The organism is Micromonospora sp. NPDC004704 (assembly GCF_053601675.1).
Window position 1 is genome coordinate 79,887 of the sequence record NZ_JBSGCD010000016.1, and the last position, 16,317, is coordinate 96,203.

Consider the following 16,317-nt stretch of genomic DNA (forward strand, 5'->3'; position numbering starts at 1 on the left):
GCAATTCACCCCTTGACTGCGCCGGAGGTCAGACCGGACACGATGCGACGCTGGAAGAACAGCACGAACAGAATGATCGGAATGGTGATCACGACCGCGGCCGCGCAGATCGCCCCGGTCGGGTCCTCGAACTGCGACTCACCGGTGAAGAACGACAGCGCGACCGGCACCGTACGGGACCGCTCGGTGGAGGTGAGCGAGATCGCGAACAGGAAGTCGTTCCAGCAGAAGATGAAGACCAGAATCGCGGTGGTGAACACCCCCGGCGCGGCCAGTGGCGCGATCACCCGACGGAACGCCTGTCCCTGGGTCGCGCCGTCCATCTTGGCCGCCTTTTCCAGGTCCCACGGGATCTGCTTGAAGAACGCCGAGAGCGTGTAGATGGCCAGCGGCAGCGCGAACGTGATGTACGGCAGGATCAGGCCCGGCCAGGTGTCGAAGAGTCCCAGCGACCGCTCGATCTCGAACAGCGGCGAGACCAGCGACACCTGTGGGAACATCGCGATCAGCAGGGAGACCCCGACGAGCAGCTTCTTGCCGGGAAAGTCGAGCCGGGCGACCGCGTACGCGGCCATCGTGCCGAGCACCACGGCTATCGCCGTCGCGATCAACGCGATCCCGATCGAGTTCGCCAGTGCCCGGACGAACTGGTCGGTGGCGAAGATGGTCCGGTAGTTGTCCAGCGTCCATTCGCGGGGAATGAAATTGCCGTCGGTGAGCGTGCCGGTGGTCTTGAACGACAGCGAGGCGATCCAGAGCACCGGGACCAGCGCGAAGACCACCACGACCAGGTCCAGCAGTCCCCACCGCCACTTCGCCGCGACGGTCGTGTCGGCGGCCGCCATCAGCGCCTCCCCTCGTCGGTGCTGCCCGGGGCAGCGGTGCCGAACAGCTTCACGAAGACGAACGCGATGATCGCCACGGTCAGGAAGATGAGCACCGACATGGTCGAACCGATGCCGAGGTTCAGCCCTCTGATCAGGTTGTTGTAGGCGAGCATCGACACGGACGAGGTCTCGTTCGATCCGGCGGTCAGCACGAAGATGTTGTCGAAGACGCGGAACGCGTCCAGGGTCCGGAACAGCAGGGCGACCAGGATCGCCGGTTTCATCACCGGCAGCATCACCTTGGTGAACCGCTGCCAGCCGGTGGCCCCGTCCATCGACGCCGCCTTGAGCAGGTCCTCGGGCACCAGGGCCAGCCCCGCCATCAGCAACAGCGCCATGAACGGGGTCGTCTTCCAGATCTCGGCGACCATGATGATCCCGAGCGCGCTCGCCCGCTCGGTCAACGGCGCACCCTCACCGAACAGGGTGGCGAGGTAACCCGTGCCGGGCGTCCAGGCGTACCGCCAGGAGAAGGCCGCGACGACGGTGACGATCCCGTACGGGATCAGGGCCGCGGTGCGGACCAGCCCGCGCCCGACGATGGTCCGGTGCATGACGATGGCCAGTCCCATGCCGAGCACCAGCTCGACCGCGACCGTCACGACGGTGATCAGCATCGTCACGCCGAAGGCCGTCCACCAGTACTCGTTGCTCAGCACGGTGGCGTAGTTGGCGAGCCCGACGAACTCCCGCTGGTCCGGGAACTTGAGGTCGAAGCGTTGCAGCGACAACCAGACCGAATAAAGAATCGGGTACGCGGTGACCGCGAGCATCACGAACGCCGCCGGGGCGCAGAGCAGCCAGGCCAGTCGGCGTTCTGCCCGCTTGCCCTCGCTCAGTGGCGCCCGCCCGCCGCGCTGTCGCGGGATCCGGGCCGGCGGACCGGCCTGTTCGGCCTTCCCGGAGGCGGCCCGGTCCGGTGTGGTGTCGGTATCGGGTCGACTCACGGCAGTACCCCCTTGGACTCCAGCGCGTCCTGTGCCGCGTCCCGCAACCGGTCGGCGGTCTGTTCGGGCCGGATACCGCTCGGTGGGGAGAGCGTCGCCGACAGGACCGTGGAGATGTTCTGGTAGGCGGGGCTGCGCGGTCGGGTCGCCGCGTCCCTCAGCTCCTCCAGGATCGTGTCGCGCATCGGGTACGCCTGCGCCATCTCCGGGTCGGCGTAGACACTCTCGATCGTGGGCGGTACGCCGTCGTTGATCGCGGAGAACTTCTGGTGGTCGGGGCTGCGCAGGCAGCTCGCCGCTTCGAAGGACTCGGCCGGGTGGCGCGAGTACCGGCTGACCGCGAGGTTCACTCCGCCGATGGTCACCCGGCTCGGGGTCTGCGGGTCCACGCCGGGAATGCGCGCCCACCTGACCTTCTTGGCCAGTTCCGGGTCGGCCTCCTGCATGGCCGGGTAGACGAACGGCCAGTTGATCTGGAAGGCGCCGCCGCCAGACTGGAACTCCAGCCGGGCCTGGTCCTCGATCGTGTTCGAGAAGGACGGGGTGGTGATGCCCGCGGTGGCGAACCGACGCAGGACCTCCAGTGCCCGTACCGCACCGTCGTCGAAGACGGCCTTGGTCCCCTCCTCGTTGAGGATCTGCCCCCCGGCGCTGGCGACCAGGGTGTTGTAGAGGACCACGAGGCCCTCGTACTGGGCGCCCATGGTGATCACCCGGTACGGCCCGCCCCGCGACTTGAGCTGCTGGGCCGCCTCGATCATCTCGTCCCAGGTACGGGGAGGCTGGTCGACCAGGTCGGACCGGTACCACAGCAGTTGCACGTTGGTGTTCTTCGGCGCGGCGAAGAGCTTGTCCTCGTACCGGGCGGTCTCCAGCGGCTTGGCCAGGGTGCCCCGCTCGGCCTCGGCCCGCTGTTCGCCGGTCCACTCCCGCAGCCAGCCGGCGCTGGCGAACTCCTGGGTCCAGGTCACGTCCAGCCCGAGTACGTCCATCCCGGTGTCCTCGGCGGCCAACCGGCGGACCAGTTGCACCCGCTGGTCGTCGGCCGCCCTGGGCAGGATCCGGTACGCGATCCGGTACCGCCCGCCGGCCTGGGCGTTGCAGTCGTCGACCACCTTCTGCAGGTTCTGCTCCGGCGGGTAGTAGAGGTTGACGGTGGGGACGCCGCCGTTTTCGCCGGTGTCGGAGCCGCAGGCGGCCAACGGGGCCAGCAGGGCCAGCCCGAGGGCGGCCGCACCGAGCCGGAAACGTCCGGGTCGGGCCCGCTCGGGGTCACTCATGCCAGCACCCCGTACCGGCCCGAGTGGTCGTCGTAGCACTGTGAACGCCCATCGCGCGCTCCTTCCAGGACGGCCGGGACACCATCCGTGCCCCGGCGCACGGCGAAACGACGCCGCCCCCGGCCGTTGTCGCTGACGGGACCGGTTATGGGCTGTCGCGCGATCTCACTGCCCCCGGCGCAACGCCCCGAAACATGCTGGTCATCCACCCGTCACTCGGGCCAGGCGTTCCCCTCGATCACCCGGACGAAGTCGGTACGGGTGAAGCCCGGTACGAAGTGCGCCAGCACGTCGGCGTTGACGGTGCCGAACGTGGTGTCCGGGCGGTCCCGGAAGCCGTTCGTGAAGGCCGCCAGGATCTGCCGCTTGAAGTCCGGACGGGGATGGGCCTCGGTCACCGCCGCGATCGTCGCCGGGTCGAGGTCGTCGTAGCCGATGCCCAGCACGTCCGTCTCCACCCCGGCGGTCACCAGGGCCACCTCCGGTTCCATGAACTCGGGGATGCCCGGGGTGGTGTGCAGGGCGATCCCGGTCCAGACCCGGCGTACGGAGTCCGAGTCGAGGTCGTGCGCGAGCAGGAAACGCCGTGCCTCGTCGGCGCCGTCGATCTCGAAACGCTGGTCCGTCCGGCGGTACCGGTCGGTGAGGCCGAGGTCGTGGAACATCGCGCCGACGTAGAGCAGTTCGGGGTCCGGTTCCAGCCCGCGACGTCGGCCCTGGAGCATGCCGAAGAGGTAGACCCGGCGGGAGTGGTGGAACAGCAGCGGTGGGGCCGCCTCGCGGACCAGTTCGGTCGCCTCGGCGACGAGGCGGGTGTCCGGGATCTCGACTCCGGCGATGTGCTCGGGCATCGGTTTCTCCTTCAGGAAGATCAAGACAGGTGGGTCAAACCGCCCGGTCGCGGGCTACCCGGATCGGGGCGTGGCCCACTCTCGTCGCCGGCCCTGACCGGCCGCCATGTCCTTCCGGTCATACTGTCCACGGATTAGGACATCACGGAAGGTGCCAGCACGATGACGGACGACTCCACCCCACTGCATCGGATCGGCATGCTCGTCTTCCCCGGCGTCACCCTGCTGGACGTCGCCGGACCGGCCGAGGTCTTCACCGAGGCCAACCGGTACGGCGCCCGGTACGAGGTGACGACCTACTCCCCCGACGGCCGCCCCGTACGCTCCTCGACCGGGCTCCGGGTCGGCGTCGACGGCCCGGCGTCCGCCGCGACCGGGCTCGACACCGCGCTCCTGCCCGGCGCCGACGCGCTGGCCGGGGCGGGGCTCGACCCCGGACTCGTGGCGGCGGCCACCCGGTTGACCCGGAGCGCCCCACGGGTCGTCTCGGTCTGCACCGGGGCGTTCCTCCTCGCCGCCACCGGAATGCTCGACGGCCGCCGCGCCACCACCCACTGGCGGCACGCCGGGGCACTCGCCCGGCGCTACCCGGGGATCACCGTCGAACCGGACTCGATCCACGTCACCGACGGGCCGGTGGCCACCTCGGCCGGTGTCACCGCCGGGGTGGACCTCGCCCTGGCCCTGGTCGAGGCCGACCACGGCGCCGCGTTGACCAGGGACATCGCCCGATCACTCGTGGTGTTCCTGCAACGTCCGGGCGGCCAGTCCCAGTTCTCCGCCCCCTCCCGGATCCCCAGGCCGAAGCACCGGCCGCTGCGGGAACTGCTCGACACGGTGGCCGCCGACCCGGCGGGCGACTACTCCGTACCCGACCTCGCGGCCGCAGCGGGAGTCAGCGTCCGCCATCTGACCCGGCTGTTCCGGCAGGAACTCGGCACCACCCCGGCCCGGCACATCGAACGCGTCCGCCTCGAAGCGGCCCAGACCCTGCTCGACGCCGGGCACACCGTCACCTCGGCCGCCCACCGCTCCGGGTTCGGCAGCGACGAGAGCCTGCGCCGGGCGTTCGTCCAGCACCTCGGTGTACCACCGGCGACGTACCGGCGCCGCTTCGCCACCACCGTCCGGGCACCCGACGGGACTCCCCCCATCCGGCAGACGGATCCCCTGTCGCCGGACTCCTGACCGCCACCCGTGCCCGCGCCCGTGCCTTGTCCGCGTCTGCCATGCTCGGAGCGGTGACGACCGGCGACCCGACCAGACGCCGCATCCCCGGCCGCGCCACCCGCGTGGTTCTCGCCCTCGGCGCCGTCGCGGCCATCCTCATCATCGCCCTGGTCGTCGTGCCGATGCTGCGGCCGGCGGGGCCGCGCCCGCTCTTCCAACTCCCCGTCGCCTGCGGCGAGACCTGGCAGCTCGGCACCTATCCCGGACACGACGACTACGACGTCGACCTGTTCCCGACCGAGGGCGAGGCATGGGGACAACCGGTGCTCGCCTCGTACGCGGGCACGGTCACCGAGGCCGGGATCAACGGGTCGCTGGGTGGGCGTACGCCCGACAACCCGGACGGTCCGCGCGGCCGGGGCGGCGGTTACTGGGTGAAGATCGACCACGGTGGCAAGTGGGAGACGCAGTACCTCCACCTGCTCGAACCGCCGTCGGTCGAGGTCGGCCAGCGGGTGGCGCAGGGCGAGCAGATCGGGCGGGTCGGCAGCACCGGCAACTCCGGCGCACCGCACCTGCACTACGAGCAGCGCCGGGGCTGGGAGAAGGTGGAGACCCACTTCGACGGATCGCCGTCCGGCATCACCAGCGACGACGCCGAGTACACGGTCAGGCGTACGAGCAACAACTGCGGCTGACGCGGGCCACCGTCGACAACAGGTCGTGCCGCCGCAGAGGATGCGGTAACCGGTCGACCGTCACTACCCTGTCGAAGAGACGCAGGCCGATTCGTGGAGGGTCAATGACGCGCACGGTGACGACACTGGTCCGGGTGGCGGTCGCCGCCGTCACCGTGGTCGCCTGGCAGGCCGCCCCGGTGCCGGCGGGTGCCGCACCGGGCACCACCGGGGAACCGACGAAGACGCCGACCGCGCAGGGGTACGGCGGCGCGGTGTCCACCGTCGACCCGACCGCGACCGCGGTTGGCATCGACGTCCTGCGACGCGGCGGAAACGCGGTCGACGCGGCCGTGGCCGCCGCCGCCACGCTCGGCGTCACCGAACCGTTCTCGGCCGGCATCGGCGGTGGCGGGTTCCTCCTCTACTACGACGCGCGTACCAAGCGGGTGCACACCATCGACGGGCGGGAGTCGGCTCCCGCCTCGATGCGGGAGAACTCGTTCGTCGACCCGGCCACCGGTGCGCCCTACAACTTCCAGGAAGCCCGGGTGAGCGGGCTTTCGGTCGGCGTACCCGGGACGCTCCTGACCTGGCACGAGGCGCTGCGCAAGTGGGGCACCCGGTCGCTGTCCACGGCGCTCGCCCCCGCCGCCGAGGTTGCCGAACGCGGGTTCACCGTCGACGCGACGTTCCGCCAGCAGGTGGCCGACAACGCGGCGGCGTTTGCCCAGTTCGACGCGACCCGCAAGCTCTACCTGCCGGGCGGGCAGCCACCGGCGGTCGGTTCGACGCAGCGCAACCGCGACCTGGCCGACACCTACCGGCAGATCTCCCGGCGCGGTGTCGACGTGTTCTACGAGGGCCCGATCGGCGCGGACCTGGTGGCGACCGTGCAGCGTCCGCCGGTGGCCGGCAACCCGACCGCGCCGTGGCAGTTCCCGATCCGACCGGGCGGCATGACCCGGGCCGACCTGGCCCGGTACGACGTCCGGTTCCCCGCACCGACCCGGTCCGACTACCGGGGGTATGACGTGTACGGCATGTCGACGCCGTCCAGTGGTGGTGTCGCCGTCGGTGAGGCGCTCAACATCCTGGAACGGTTCGACCTGTCCACGATGACGGTGCCCGAGGCGCTGCACCACTACCTGGAGGCGAGCGCGCTCACGTACGCCGACCGCAACCGGTACGTCGGCGACGACACGTCGCAGCGGGTGCTGCGGGAACTGCTCAGCGATCGGTACGCGGCCGAGCGGGCCTGCCGGATCGACCCCACCCGGGCCGCCCAGAAGCCGGTCCTGCCCGGTGACCCCGACGGCCGGTACGACGGCTGCGCGACCGCCACCACCGGTGCCGAGGGTCACCCCGGCCAGAGCACCACGAACCTGACCGTGGCCGACCGTTGGGGCAACGTGGTCGAGTACACCCTGACGATCGAGCAGACCGGCGGGAACGCGATGGTGGTGCCCGGACGCGGTTTCCTGCTCAACAACGAGCTGACCGACTTCACGTTCGCCCAGACGCCGGGCGCCGCCCCGGACCCGAACCTGCCCGCGCCGGGCAAGCGCCCGCGCAGCTCGATGTCGCCGACGATCGTGCTCGACGACGGCCGCCCGTTCCTCGCCCTCGGCACCCCCGGTGGCGCCACGATCATCACCACCGTGCTGCAGATGCTGGTCAACCGGATCGACCTGGGTTTGTCCCTGCCCGAGGCGATGGCCGCGCCACGCGCCTCCCAGCGCAACAGTGCGGCACCGCAGGCGGAGCCGGCCTTCATCACCGGGTACGGGGCGGCGCTCACCGCGTACGGGCATCCGCCGTTCACGAGCACGGCCGAACTGGGCGCCGCCACCGCGGTCGAGTTCACCGGCCGACACGGCTTCGTGGCGTCGGCGGAACCGGTACGGCGCGGCGGCGGGGCCGCGGCGGTCGTCCAGCCCGGCCGCTAGGGTGTGACTGCCAAGATCAGCCCGCCGAGTGGGGAGTCCGAATGGCAGTGACGCAGACCCGGTTCGGTTTGGTCGGTAGTGGCTGGCGGTCGCTGTTCTTCCTGCGGCTGGCCCGGCTGCTGCCCGACCGGTTGCGGGTCACCGGTGTGGTCACCCGTACCGGGCAACGGGGCGACGAGGTGACGGCGGAGTGGGGCGTGCCGACGTTCCGCTCCACCGCCGACCTGCTCGCACACGGGCGGCCGGACTTCGTCATCGTGTCGGTGCCCTGGGCGGTGACCCCGGAGGCGACCCGTGAGCTGGTCACCGCCGGTGTGCCCGTACTCGCCGAGACCCCGCCGGCGCCGGACCTGGACGGGCTGCGCTCGCTCTGGTCGGACGTGGGCGCGAGCGGGCTGGTCCAGGTCGCCGAGCAGTACCTGCTGATGCCGGGACACGCCGCCCGGCTCGAACTGGTCCGGGCCGGGGTGATCGGCGTGCCGACCTCCGTACAGATCTCGTCGACCCACCTCTATCACGCGGTTTCGCTCATCCGCGGCCTGCTCGGCGTCGGGTACGACCCGGCCGAGGTCAGCGCGCGGGCCTTCGTCGCGCCGCTGGCCGACCCCCTGTCCCCGGACGGTTGGAGCGGTGACGACACTCCCCGGCAGTTGTCCACCACCCTGGCGACCATCGACTTCGGTGGCCGGATGGGGCTGTACGACTTCACCGACAACCAGTGGTGGAACCCGCTGCGGGCCCGGCGGCTGACGATTCGTGGCTCGCTCGGCGAGATCGTCGACGACCAGGTCGTCCGGTTGGTCGACCCGACCACTCCGGTGGAGTCTCCGCTGGTACGCCGCCAGACCGGGGTCGACCTCAACCTGGAGGGACGCGACCTGAAGCACATCAGCTTCGACGGGCGCGTGGTCTACCGGAACCCGTTCGTGGGCAGCGGACTCTCCGACGACGATCTCGCGGTGGCCGACATCGTGGCCCGTACCGGTGCGTGGGCGCGGGATGAGGCGGCGGCGCCGTACCCGCTCGCCGAAGCCTGCCAGGACCACCTGCTCAGCCTCGCCATCGAGGAGTCCGTACGCACCGGCCGCCCGGTGGTCACCGCCGAGGAGGCGTGGGCCCGGTAGCCGTCCCGGACCGCGGCGGCCCCGCTCCCGAACGGGTCGGGACCGGGGCCGCGGATTTGTCGTCGGTGTGTCGGGGCTCAGCCGGCCGGCGGGATGTTGTGGTTGATCCGGAAGGTGTTGGCCGGGTCGTACCGGTTCTTCAGCTCGCCGAGCCGGCGGTAGGTCTCCGGGTCGAACGCGTGCCGTACCTGGTCCGGGGTGGTGTCGTGGGCGAACATGAAGTTCAGGTAGCGCCGGCCGGTGGTCCACGGCGTCAGGTGTTCGACGAAGTCGCGCTGGTAGTCGACCAGGGCCTGCGCCTGCGGCGGGCCGCCGGCCGCGACGGCGAAGAACGAGTACGCGGCGTCCCGGTTGCCGACCGCGTTCGGCTGCGCGGGCGGGCGGGCGAGCGCACCCCCGAGGTGCCGCAACTCGGCCAGGACCAGCGGTGAAGCGGCCTCCGGGCCGGCGAAGGCGAGGATGGTGTCGATCGTCTCCGGGGTCAGTTCCCGCAGCAGCGTCCCGCTCTCGTACAGCGGCAGCGGGTCCACCGGGTCCGCGTGTACGGACGCGATCTCGGTGTACGGCATCTCGGCCACGGTGTCGATGATCCGGGGACCGAGCTCGCGTAGCGGGGCGACCAGCAGCTCCCCGTCGGCGGCGGTGCCGAGGTAGGCGATCCGGACGTGGACGACGAGCCGGTCCCGCAGCGGCTCGGGCACGAACGGCAGCGGCGGCAGGTGCAGCAGGCCGATCGAGGAGGTCATCTCCTCGGGCAGGTCCGCGGTCCAGTCCGCGTACCGGTGCAGCACCTCGGCGGCCTGCTCGCCGGGGAAGAACAGGCCACCGCCGTAGAGGCAGGCGACCGGGAACAGGTCGAACTCGATCGCGGTCACCACACCGAAGTTGCCCTTCGCGCCGCGCAGCGCCCAGAACAGGTCGGGTTCGGTCTCGGCGGTGACGTGCCGGAGTTCACCGTCGGCGGTGACCACGTCGAGGCTGCGTACGTGGTCGGCGGCGTAGCCGTGGGCGCGGCCCATCGGGCCGAGGCCGCCGCCCAGGGTGTAGCCGATCACCGACACCGTCGGTGAGGAGCCGTTCAGCGGGGCCAGCCCGAACCTGCCGGCCTGCTCGATCACCTCGGCCCAGCGGACGCCCGCCTCCACCCGCGCGGTACGGGCGGTGGCGTCGACGGTGAGCGCCCGCATCCGCCGGACGGTGATCAGGACCGAGCCGTCGGAGGGTACGGAACTGCCGTGACCGGCGGCGAGGACCGCCACCGGAAGGCCGTGGTCGGTCGCGAACCGGACCGCCGCCCGTACGTCCTCGGGTCCGGTCGCGCCGACGACCACCGCCGGCCGGTGCACCACGGTCAGGTTGTACGTGGCCAACTCGTCGGCGAGGTTGTCGTCGCCGGGCAGGAGCACCGGTCCGGCGACGCGGGCGCGCAACCGGTCGACCGCGTTCGCGTCCAGCGGCACGGGCTGCGGTCCGGCAGCAGGGGTCGGATGGTTGACAGGGGAAGTTGTCGAAGTCACGGGAGGTACGGCCCTTCTGAACGGTCGTTGCCGGCCCGACCGACGCCGGGCTGCCCACCCATTGCAGTTCAGCGGGTGTCGACGTCCGGTCGACGTTCTGTCGACGGCACCGGAACCGGGGCGACCGGCGATCAACGATGATCATCGGCCGTTGCCGGACCGGATAGGCTCGACCGCGCCACGTACTCGACCGGTGATGGGATGGCGATGACGCACCAGCCACGGTTCTCGGTGCTGGGCCCGGTCCGGGCCTGGCGCGGCGACGTCGAGCTGGATCTCGGCTCGCCACAGCAGCGGGCGGTGCTCGCCGCGCTCCTGCTGCGGGAGGGCAGCCAGGCCACGATCACCGAACTCATCGACGCGCTGTGGGACGTCGACCCGCCCCGGGCAGCCAGCGGCACCGTACGCACCTACCTGTACCGGCTGCGCCGGGTCCTGGCGACCGGGGCCTCGGACCCGGCGGACGTGATCGAGTCCGTCGGTGGCGGTTACACGCTGCGGGTCGGCCCGGAGGACCTCGACTACCGCCGGTTCCGGGAGTTGGTCGCCGGGGCGGCAGCCGACCGCGCCGACGGCGACCTGGCGGGTGCGGCGGCATCGCTGCGCTCGGCGGAAGCGCTGTGGCAGGGTTCGGCCCTCGCCGGTGTGCCCGGCCCCTACGCGCAGAGTCAGGGCATCCGGCTGGAAAGCCTGCGGCGGGCCGCGATCGAGGACCGGCTGGCGATCGATCTCGACCTGGGCCGACACTCCGAGGCGGTAACCGAGCTGTCCGCCCTGGTGGCCGACGAACCCCTCTGCGAACGCCTGCGACAGCTGCTGATCCTCGCGCTCTACCGGTCCGGCCGCAAGGCCGACGCCCTGGCCAGCTACCGGGAGGTCCGGCGGCTGCTCGGCGACGAACTCGGACTGGACCCCGGACGGGCGTTGCAGGACCTGCACCAGCGCATCCTGACCGGTGACCCGACGCTGCTCGTACCGGCCGACCGGCGCCCCCCGGCGTCGGCCGCGCCAGTGCCCGCCCGGCCACCGGTCCCGGCGGTCCCGGCGCAGCTACCGGCCGACCTCGCCGACTTCACCGGACGCGTCGAGATCATGCGCACCGTCACCACCGCACTGTCGGCTGTCGACCGCGCCCCGGTCGTCGGCCTCGTCGGCTTGGCCGGGGTGGGCACGAGCACGCTCGCCGTCCACGCCGCGCACGCGGTCCGGGACCGGTTCCCGGACGGGCAGCTCTACCTCGACCTGCGCGGCCCCGACGGGGAACCGGTCGAGGCGCGGCAGGCGCTGGGCGCGTTCCTGCGGGCGTACGGGATCGGCCCGGACAGCCAGCCCGATTCGTTGGCCGAGCGGGCGGCGCTGTGGCGTACGGTCCTCGACGGCCGACGGGTGCTGGTGGTGCTCGACCACGCGCGGGACGCCGAGCAACTGCGGCACCTGCTGCCGGCGAGTCCGGGCAGCGCGGTCATCGTCACCGCCGACCGCCGGATGGCGGGGGTGCCCGCCGCGCGGTGGTCGACGGTCGACGCGTTCCGGCCGGACGAGTCGTTGGCCCTGATGGAACGGGTCGCCGGTGCCGACCGGGTACGCGCCGAACCCGAGCCGGCCCGCCGTTACGCCGAGATCTGCTCGCACCTTCCGCTGGCCGTACGGCTCGCCGCCGCCCGGCTGGCCGCCCGACCCGAGTGGAGCGTGGCGGCGATCGAGGATCGACTGCGGGTCGAGATCCGCCAGCCCGTGGCGCTGCACGAGGACTGCATAGCGGTCGAGGTGCCGTTCGAGCGCGCGTACGGGCAGCTCGACCCCCGACAGGCGACGGCGTTCTGCCTCGCCGCGCTGCCGGACGGGCCGGACCTCGACCTCGCCGCCGTCGCGAGCCTGCTCGACCTCCCGCCGTACGAGGCCGAACGGGTCATGGAGTCGCTCGCCGACGTCCACCTGGTCGAGACCGGGCCGTACCAGCGTTACCGCTACCAGAGCGTGGTCAGGTGGTTCGCCCGCCGCAAGGCGTTGCTGGTGTGCGGGTCGGCCCAACGCGAGGAGGCGCTGGCACGGCTGGCCCGCTTCCACCGGACCACGGCGGTGAATGCGGCTCGAACGCTTTCCGCGTACGCGGATCTTCCCTCGATCGCACCGGCGGACCGCTGGGCGGCCGGACGCGTGCCCGCCATCCGCTGAGCGACACGTCGGCGGTGTCGGGGCGGGCTGACACCGGTGCGGCCACCGAAGGGGTGGAGCCGGGCCATTTCCCGTACCCGGGCGGGGGTGAGCGTTTAGGTTGATCACGGAACGGAGGCCGTCGATCACGAAGAGGTGCCGCGGGTGTTCGCTGCTGTCGGGCGGTTCGTGGTCCGCCACCCCGTCTGGGTGATCGTGGCCTGGGTGGCTGCCGCGGTAGGGGTGATCGGCTTCGCGCCGACGCTCACCGCGACCACCGACGAGGCGTCGTTCCTGCCGTCGCACTACGAGTCGATCCGGGCGGCGGAGGTGCAGCAGCAGGCCTTCCCCCGGGCGGCCACGCCGTCGGCGATCATCGTGTTCGAGCGCCGGGACGGCGCACCGCTGACCGACGCCGACGCGGCGAAGGTCGTCGCGATCGGGCAGGCTCTGACCGATCGCCACTTCCCCGACGTCATCGCGCTCACGCCGACGCCACCCTCGCCCAACCGGTTGATCCAGATCATCGCGGTCGAGATGACGCCGCAGCGCGGTCCGGCCGACCAGGCCCAGCCCGACGCGGTGAAGGCGCTCCGGGCCGCATTGCAGGACCAGGTCGCGAACACCGACCTCAAGTCCGGCATCACCGGTACGGCCGCGCAGAACCTGGATGCCCAAGATTCCGGGGACCGGGCGAACGCGATCATCGGGATCGCCACCATCGGCCTGATCATCATCCTGCTGTTGATCATCTTCCGGAGTCCGATCATCGCCCTGCTGCCGGTGATCGTGATCGGCCTGGTGTCGCAGATCGCGACCGGACTGATCGCCTGGGCCAACCAGGCGTTCGACCTGAAGACCGACAGCTCGGTGAGCGCGATGCTGATCGTGGTGCTGTTCGGCGTCGGCACCGACTACATCCTGTTTCTGATGTTCCGTTTCCGGGAACGGCTGCGCCTGGGCGAGGATCCGAAGACGGCGATGGTCAGCGCGGTCGCCCGAGCCGGCGAGGCGATCGCCTCGGCGGCGGGTGCGGTCATCGTCGCCTTCCTGGCCCTCACCCTGTCGACGCTCGGCCTGTTCAGGTCCCTGGGGCCGGCCCTGGCCATCGCGGTCGCCACCACCCTGGTCGCCGGGCTCACCCTCATCCCGGCGGTGGTCTCGCTGCTCGGGACGAAGGTGTTCTGGCCCTCGAACGCGTGGCGGCGCGAACCGCGTGGCGCCCGGTTCGCCGCGATCGGCCGTTCCCTGGCCCGCCGGCCGGCGGTGTACGCGGCGGTCTCGGGCGCCGGACTGATCGTGCTCGCCGTCTTCGCCCTCGGTTTCCATCCGAACTTCGACCTGAGCAGCGGATCGACCTCGACCGAGTCGGAGTCGAACGTCTGGAGCAAGGAACTGCTCAGGGGCCTGCCGGCGGGCGCGACCGAACCCTCCAACGTGTTCCTGCGTTCGGACACCGGTGGTCCGTTGCCGACCGACCGGCTCGGCGCGTACCGGGACGCGCTGGCCAAGGTGCCCGGCGTCGGGCAGGTCGGGCAGCCGACCCTGTCACCGGACGGCCGGGTCGCGGACTTCCAGGTGACCCTGGCGAACACCCCGCAGTCCTCGGCCGCGCTGCACACCGTCAAGGGGCCGCTGCGCAGCACCGCGCACTCGGCGGCACCGGACGGGACGACCGCGTTCGTCGGTGGCATCACCGCGGTCTTCGTCGACATCCAGGCGGCCGTCAACCGTGACTACGCGGTGGTGTTCCCGGTCGCGGCCGTACTCATCATGGTCATCCTGGGGTTGCTGCTGCGCAGCGTGGTAGCGCCCTGGTACCTGATGCTCTCGGTGGGCCTCGGCTTCGCCGCGACCCTGGGCGCCACCGTGCTGATCTTCCAGCACGGCCTCGGTGAGCCCGGTCTGATCTTCATCCTGCCGGTGATCATGTATCTGTTCGTGGTCGCCCTCGGGACCGACTACAACATCCTCATGATCGCCCGGCTCCGGGAGGAGGCGCGCGAGGGGCGCAGTCCGCGCGACGCCGCCTCGATGGCGATCCGGCACGCCGGACCCACGGTCGCCGCCGCCGGCCTCATCCTCGCCGGTACGTTCGCCTCGCTCATGCTGGCCGGCAACAGCACGCTCACCCAGATGGGCTTCGCCATCTCCGCCGGCATCGTGATCGTCGCGTTCGTGATGTCGCTGTTCCTCACCCCGGCCATCACCGCGCTGCTCGGGCACGTGGCCTGGTGGCCCGGACACGCGGACGTGGCCGACGACAGCGACCGCAGGGCCCCGATCGAGCCCCACGGTCGCCATTCGGCCTGATCGTCGCGGGGTTCAGCGGACCAGGGCGAGGCCGGTGAACGACCGGTCGTACTCGGTGAACGACTGGTTGTTGAAGGGTCCGTAGACCCAGGTACGCACCGAGTTGGCCGCCGTGTCGATCTCCACCAGCCGGACCGGGTTGGTGGTGTTGGAGTGGAACGTCTGCAGGAACGTGTAGATCTTGTTCCCGTTGACCCCGGTGTCCACCCGGTTGCCCGCGATCCCGACGTGGCCGGAGAAGACGAACCTGATGTTCGCGTACTGCTTGATCAGGTTGTCGAACAGGTACTGCGGGCTGGTGGCCCCGTACCCGGCGCTCTGCTCGATGTTGCCGTTGCCGTCGATGTAGTCGTGGGTGACCACGATGACGTTGTGCCGGGGGTGCGCCGCGACGACGCTCTTCGCCCAGGTGACCGCCGCCGTACGCGGCCACAGCTCCAGGGTCAGCACCAGCCACTGCAGGCCACCGGCCTCGTACGTGGAGAACGAGTTGTCCACCTTGCCGGCCTCGAACTGCCCCTGCACGGCGCCGTACTGGGCGGCGGTGAAGTACTGGTTGAAAACGGTGGTGTCCCGGACCAGCTCACGGGTGCGGGCGGGGTCCCGGGCCGAGCCGCCGACCCCGGTCGCCTGGGTGTCGTGGTTGCCGAGCGCCAGCGAGTACGGAATGCCCGCGGTCTCCAGCGACCGCATGGCGTTGCGGGCGATCGTGTACTGCGAGTGGTCGGGGGTGTCCCAGTTGACCACGTCGCCGGAGTGGGTCACGAACCGCAGGTCCAGCGCGGACCGGTTGCTGACCAGCCAGTCGGTGCGCTGGCGGAACCGGGTGTCGGAGGCGTTCAGCACCTCCTGCTGGGTGTCGGGCATGACGGCGAAGCTGAACCTGGTATCGACGGTGGAGCCGGGCGTCTCCATCCGCGCGTACGCGAGGTGGACGTTGCGGTCGCAGGTCGTCGACTGGAAGTCGTTGACCAACTCGATCTTCACGTTGTGCTGTCCGGCGCCGACGGCCGTGCCGATCGGATAGGTGCCGTAGCTGGTGGCGCTGACGATCGTGCTGGTGCCGACGGCGGTGCCGTCCACCGTCACCCGGATGGTCGGCCAGCCCTGGCAGTTGTCCCCGATCGCACCGACCAGCACCCGACCCGACCCGGTGATCGCGGTGGTGGCGTAGCTGTTGTTGCCCCACAGCGACGCGTGCGTGCCCGATGCCGGCACCGGGGTGCCGGTCGCCGTACGGATGGCTCCGTTCACCACGCTGAACTGCGAACTCTCCGCCGCGCTCGCCCCGGTGGCAAAGGCGATTCCGCCGGCCACCACCGTACCCGCGACCAGCGCCGCGACCACGGATCCGGCTCCCCTGATGCGCATCAATCCTCCATGCACGTTATGCCGACCATTCGGACACATGGACGATAAACAAGATCGGTACGATCTATGCAAATCCC

Annotated in this window: 12 protein-coding genes; 6 read left to right on the plus strand and 6 right to left on the minus strand. The window is 71.0% G+C overall.

Annotated elements, in window-relative coordinates; translation table 11 throughout:
- Positions 1 to 5: 5 nt before the first annotated feature.
- From ACWEFB_RS22180 to ACWEFB_RS22195, 4 genes are all read right to left on the minus strand, one after another.
- Positions 6 to 845, minus strand: coding sequence for a carbohydrate ABC transporter permease (locus ACWEFB_RS22180; protein WP_363599454.1), 840 nt, complete (start codon positions 843 to 845; stop codon positions 6 to 8).
- Positions 845 to 1,834 (minus strand): ABC transporter permease subunit, encoded by a 990-nt coding sequence (locus ACWEFB_RS22185; RefSeq protein WP_442792001.1) that lies wholly within the window; start codon positions 1,832 to 1,834, stop codon positions 845 to 847. The genes ACWEFB_RS22180 and ACWEFB_RS22185 overlap by 1 nt, the downstream gene beginning before the upstream one ends.
- Positions 1,831 to 3,114 (minus strand): ABC transporter substrate-binding protein, encoded by a 1,284-nt coding sequence (locus tag ACWEFB_RS22190; protein ID WP_452288143.1) that lies wholly within the window; start codon positions 3,112 to 3,114, stop codon positions 1,831 to 1,833. The genes ACWEFB_RS22185 and ACWEFB_RS22190 overlap by 4 nt, the downstream gene beginning before the upstream one ends.
- Positions 3,115 to 3,326: 212 nt before the next feature.
- A complete protein-coding gene (locus tag ACWEFB_RS22195; RefSeq protein ID WP_452288145.1) occupies positions 3,327 to 3,965 on the minus strand; it encodes an HD domain-containing protein in 639 nt (212 codons plus the stop codon).
- A 162-nt stretch (positions 3,966 to 4,127) separates the two neighbouring features.
- Here ACWEFB_RS22195 and ACWEFB_RS22200 point away from each other — a divergent pair, with 162 nt between their 5' ends.
- The 4 genes from ACWEFB_RS22200 (at position 4,128) to ACWEFB_RS22215 (ending at position 8,885) form a co-directional block, all read left to right on the plus strand.
- Positions 4,128 to 5,153 carry a GlxA family transcriptional regulator gene (locus tag ACWEFB_RS22200; RefSeq protein WP_452288147.1) on the plus strand — a complete coding sequence of 342 codons (1,026 nt, stop codon included), beginning with the start codon at positions 4,128 to 4,130 and terminating at the stop codon, positions 5,151 to 5,153.
- Between the two features lie 41 nt (positions 5,154 to 5,194).
- Positions 5,195 to 5,833, plus strand: a complete 639-nt coding sequence (locus ACWEFB_RS22205) for a M23 family metallopeptidase (RefSeq protein ID WP_452288149.1) — start codon at positions 5,195 to 5,197, stop codon at positions 5,831 to 5,833.
- Positions 5,834 to 5,937: 104 nt separating this feature from the next.
- The gene (gene ggt / locus ACWEFB_RS22210; RefSeq protein WP_452288152.1) at positions 5,938 to 7,761 is read left to right on the plus strand and encodes a gamma-glutamyltransferase; all 1,824 of its coding nucleotides are present in this window, start codon (positions 5,938 to 5,940) and stop codon (positions 7,759 to 7,761) included.
- 41 nt (positions 7,762 to 7,802) lie between these two features.
- Positions 7,803 to 8,885 (plus strand): Gfo/Idh/MocA family protein, encoded by a 1,083-nt coding sequence (locus tag ACWEFB_RS22215; RefSeq protein ID WP_452288154.1) that lies wholly within the window; start codon positions 7,803 to 7,805, stop codon positions 8,883 to 8,885.
- Between the two features lie 77 nt (positions 8,886 to 8,962).
- On the opposite strand, the gene ACWEFB_RS22220 is transcribed toward ACWEFB_RS22215, so the two are convergent.
- Complete coding sequence (locus ACWEFB_RS22220) at positions 8,963 to 10,345, minus strand: FAD-binding oxidoreductase (protein WP_452288156.1); 1,383 nt, start codon at positions 10,343 to 10,345, stop codon at positions 8,963 to 8,965.
- 258 nt (positions 10,346 to 10,603) lie between these two features.
- Here ACWEFB_RS22220 and ACWEFB_RS22225 point away from each other — a divergent pair, with 258 nt between their 5' ends.
- Together ACWEFB_RS22225 and ACWEFB_RS22230 are read left to right on the plus strand one after the other, a co-directional pair.
- Positions 10,604 to 12,577, plus strand: coding sequence for a BTAD domain-containing putative transcriptional regulator (locus tag ACWEFB_RS22225; RefSeq protein ID WP_452288158.1), 1,974 nt, complete (start codon positions 10,604 to 10,606; stop codon positions 12,575 to 12,577).
- 144 nt (positions 12,578 to 12,721) lie between these two features.
- A complete protein-coding gene (locus ACWEFB_RS22230) occupies positions 12,722 to 14,869 on the plus strand; it encodes an MMPL family transporter (RefSeq protein WP_452288160.1) in 2,148 nt (715 codons plus the stop codon).
- A 12-nt stretch (positions 14,870 to 14,881) separates the two neighbouring features.
- Here the strand turns inward: ACWEFB_RS22230 and ACWEFB_RS22235 are convergent, their stop codons facing one another.
- Positions 14,882 to 16,240, minus strand: a complete 1,359-nt coding sequence (locus tag ACWEFB_RS22235) for a carbohydrate-binding domain-containing protein (protein WP_452288162.1) — start codon at positions 16,238 to 16,240, stop codon at positions 14,882 to 14,884.
- Positions 16,241 to 16,317: the final 77 nt, after the last annotated feature.

Excerpts from the sequence above, each read along its gene's own strand:
- ACWEFB_RS22180 (WP_363599454.1), bottom strand. The coding sequence starts at position 845 with ATGGCGGCCGCCGACACGACCGTCGCGGCGAAGTGGCGGTGGGGACTG.
- ACWEFB_RS22235 (WP_452288162.1), bottom strand. The coding sequence starts at position 16,240 with ATGCGCATCAGGGGAGCCGGATCCGTGGTCGCGGCGCTGGTCGCGGGT.
- ggt (WP_452288152.1), top strand. The coding sequence starts at position 5,938 with ATGACGCGCACGGTGACGACACTGGTCCGGGTGGCGGTCGCCGCCGTC.
- ACWEFB_RS22190 (WP_452288143.1), bottom strand. The coding sequence starts at position 3,114 with ATGAGTGACCCCGAGCGGGCCCGACCCGGACGTTTCCGGCTCGGTGCG.
- ACWEFB_RS22195 (WP_452288145.1), bottom strand. The coding sequence starts at position 3,965 with ATGCCCGAGCACATCGCCGGAGTCGAGATCCCGGACACCCGCCTCGTC.
- ACWEFB_RS22200 (WP_452288147.1), top strand. The coding sequence starts at position 4,128 with ATGACGGACGACTCCACCCCACTGCATCGGATCGGCATGCTCGTCTTC.
- ACWEFB_RS22225 (WP_452288158.1), top strand. The coding sequence starts at position 10,604 with ATGGCGATGACGCACCAGCCACGGTTCTCGGTGCTGGGCCCGGTCCGG.
- ACWEFB_RS22215 (WP_452288154.1), top strand. The coding sequence starts at position 7,803 with ATGGCAGTGACGCAGACCCGGTTCGGTTTGGTCGGTAGTGGCTGGCGG.
- ACWEFB_RS22205 (WP_452288149.1), top strand. The coding sequence starts at position 5,195 with ATGCTCGGAGCGGTGACGACCGGCGACCCGACCAGACGCCGCATCCCC.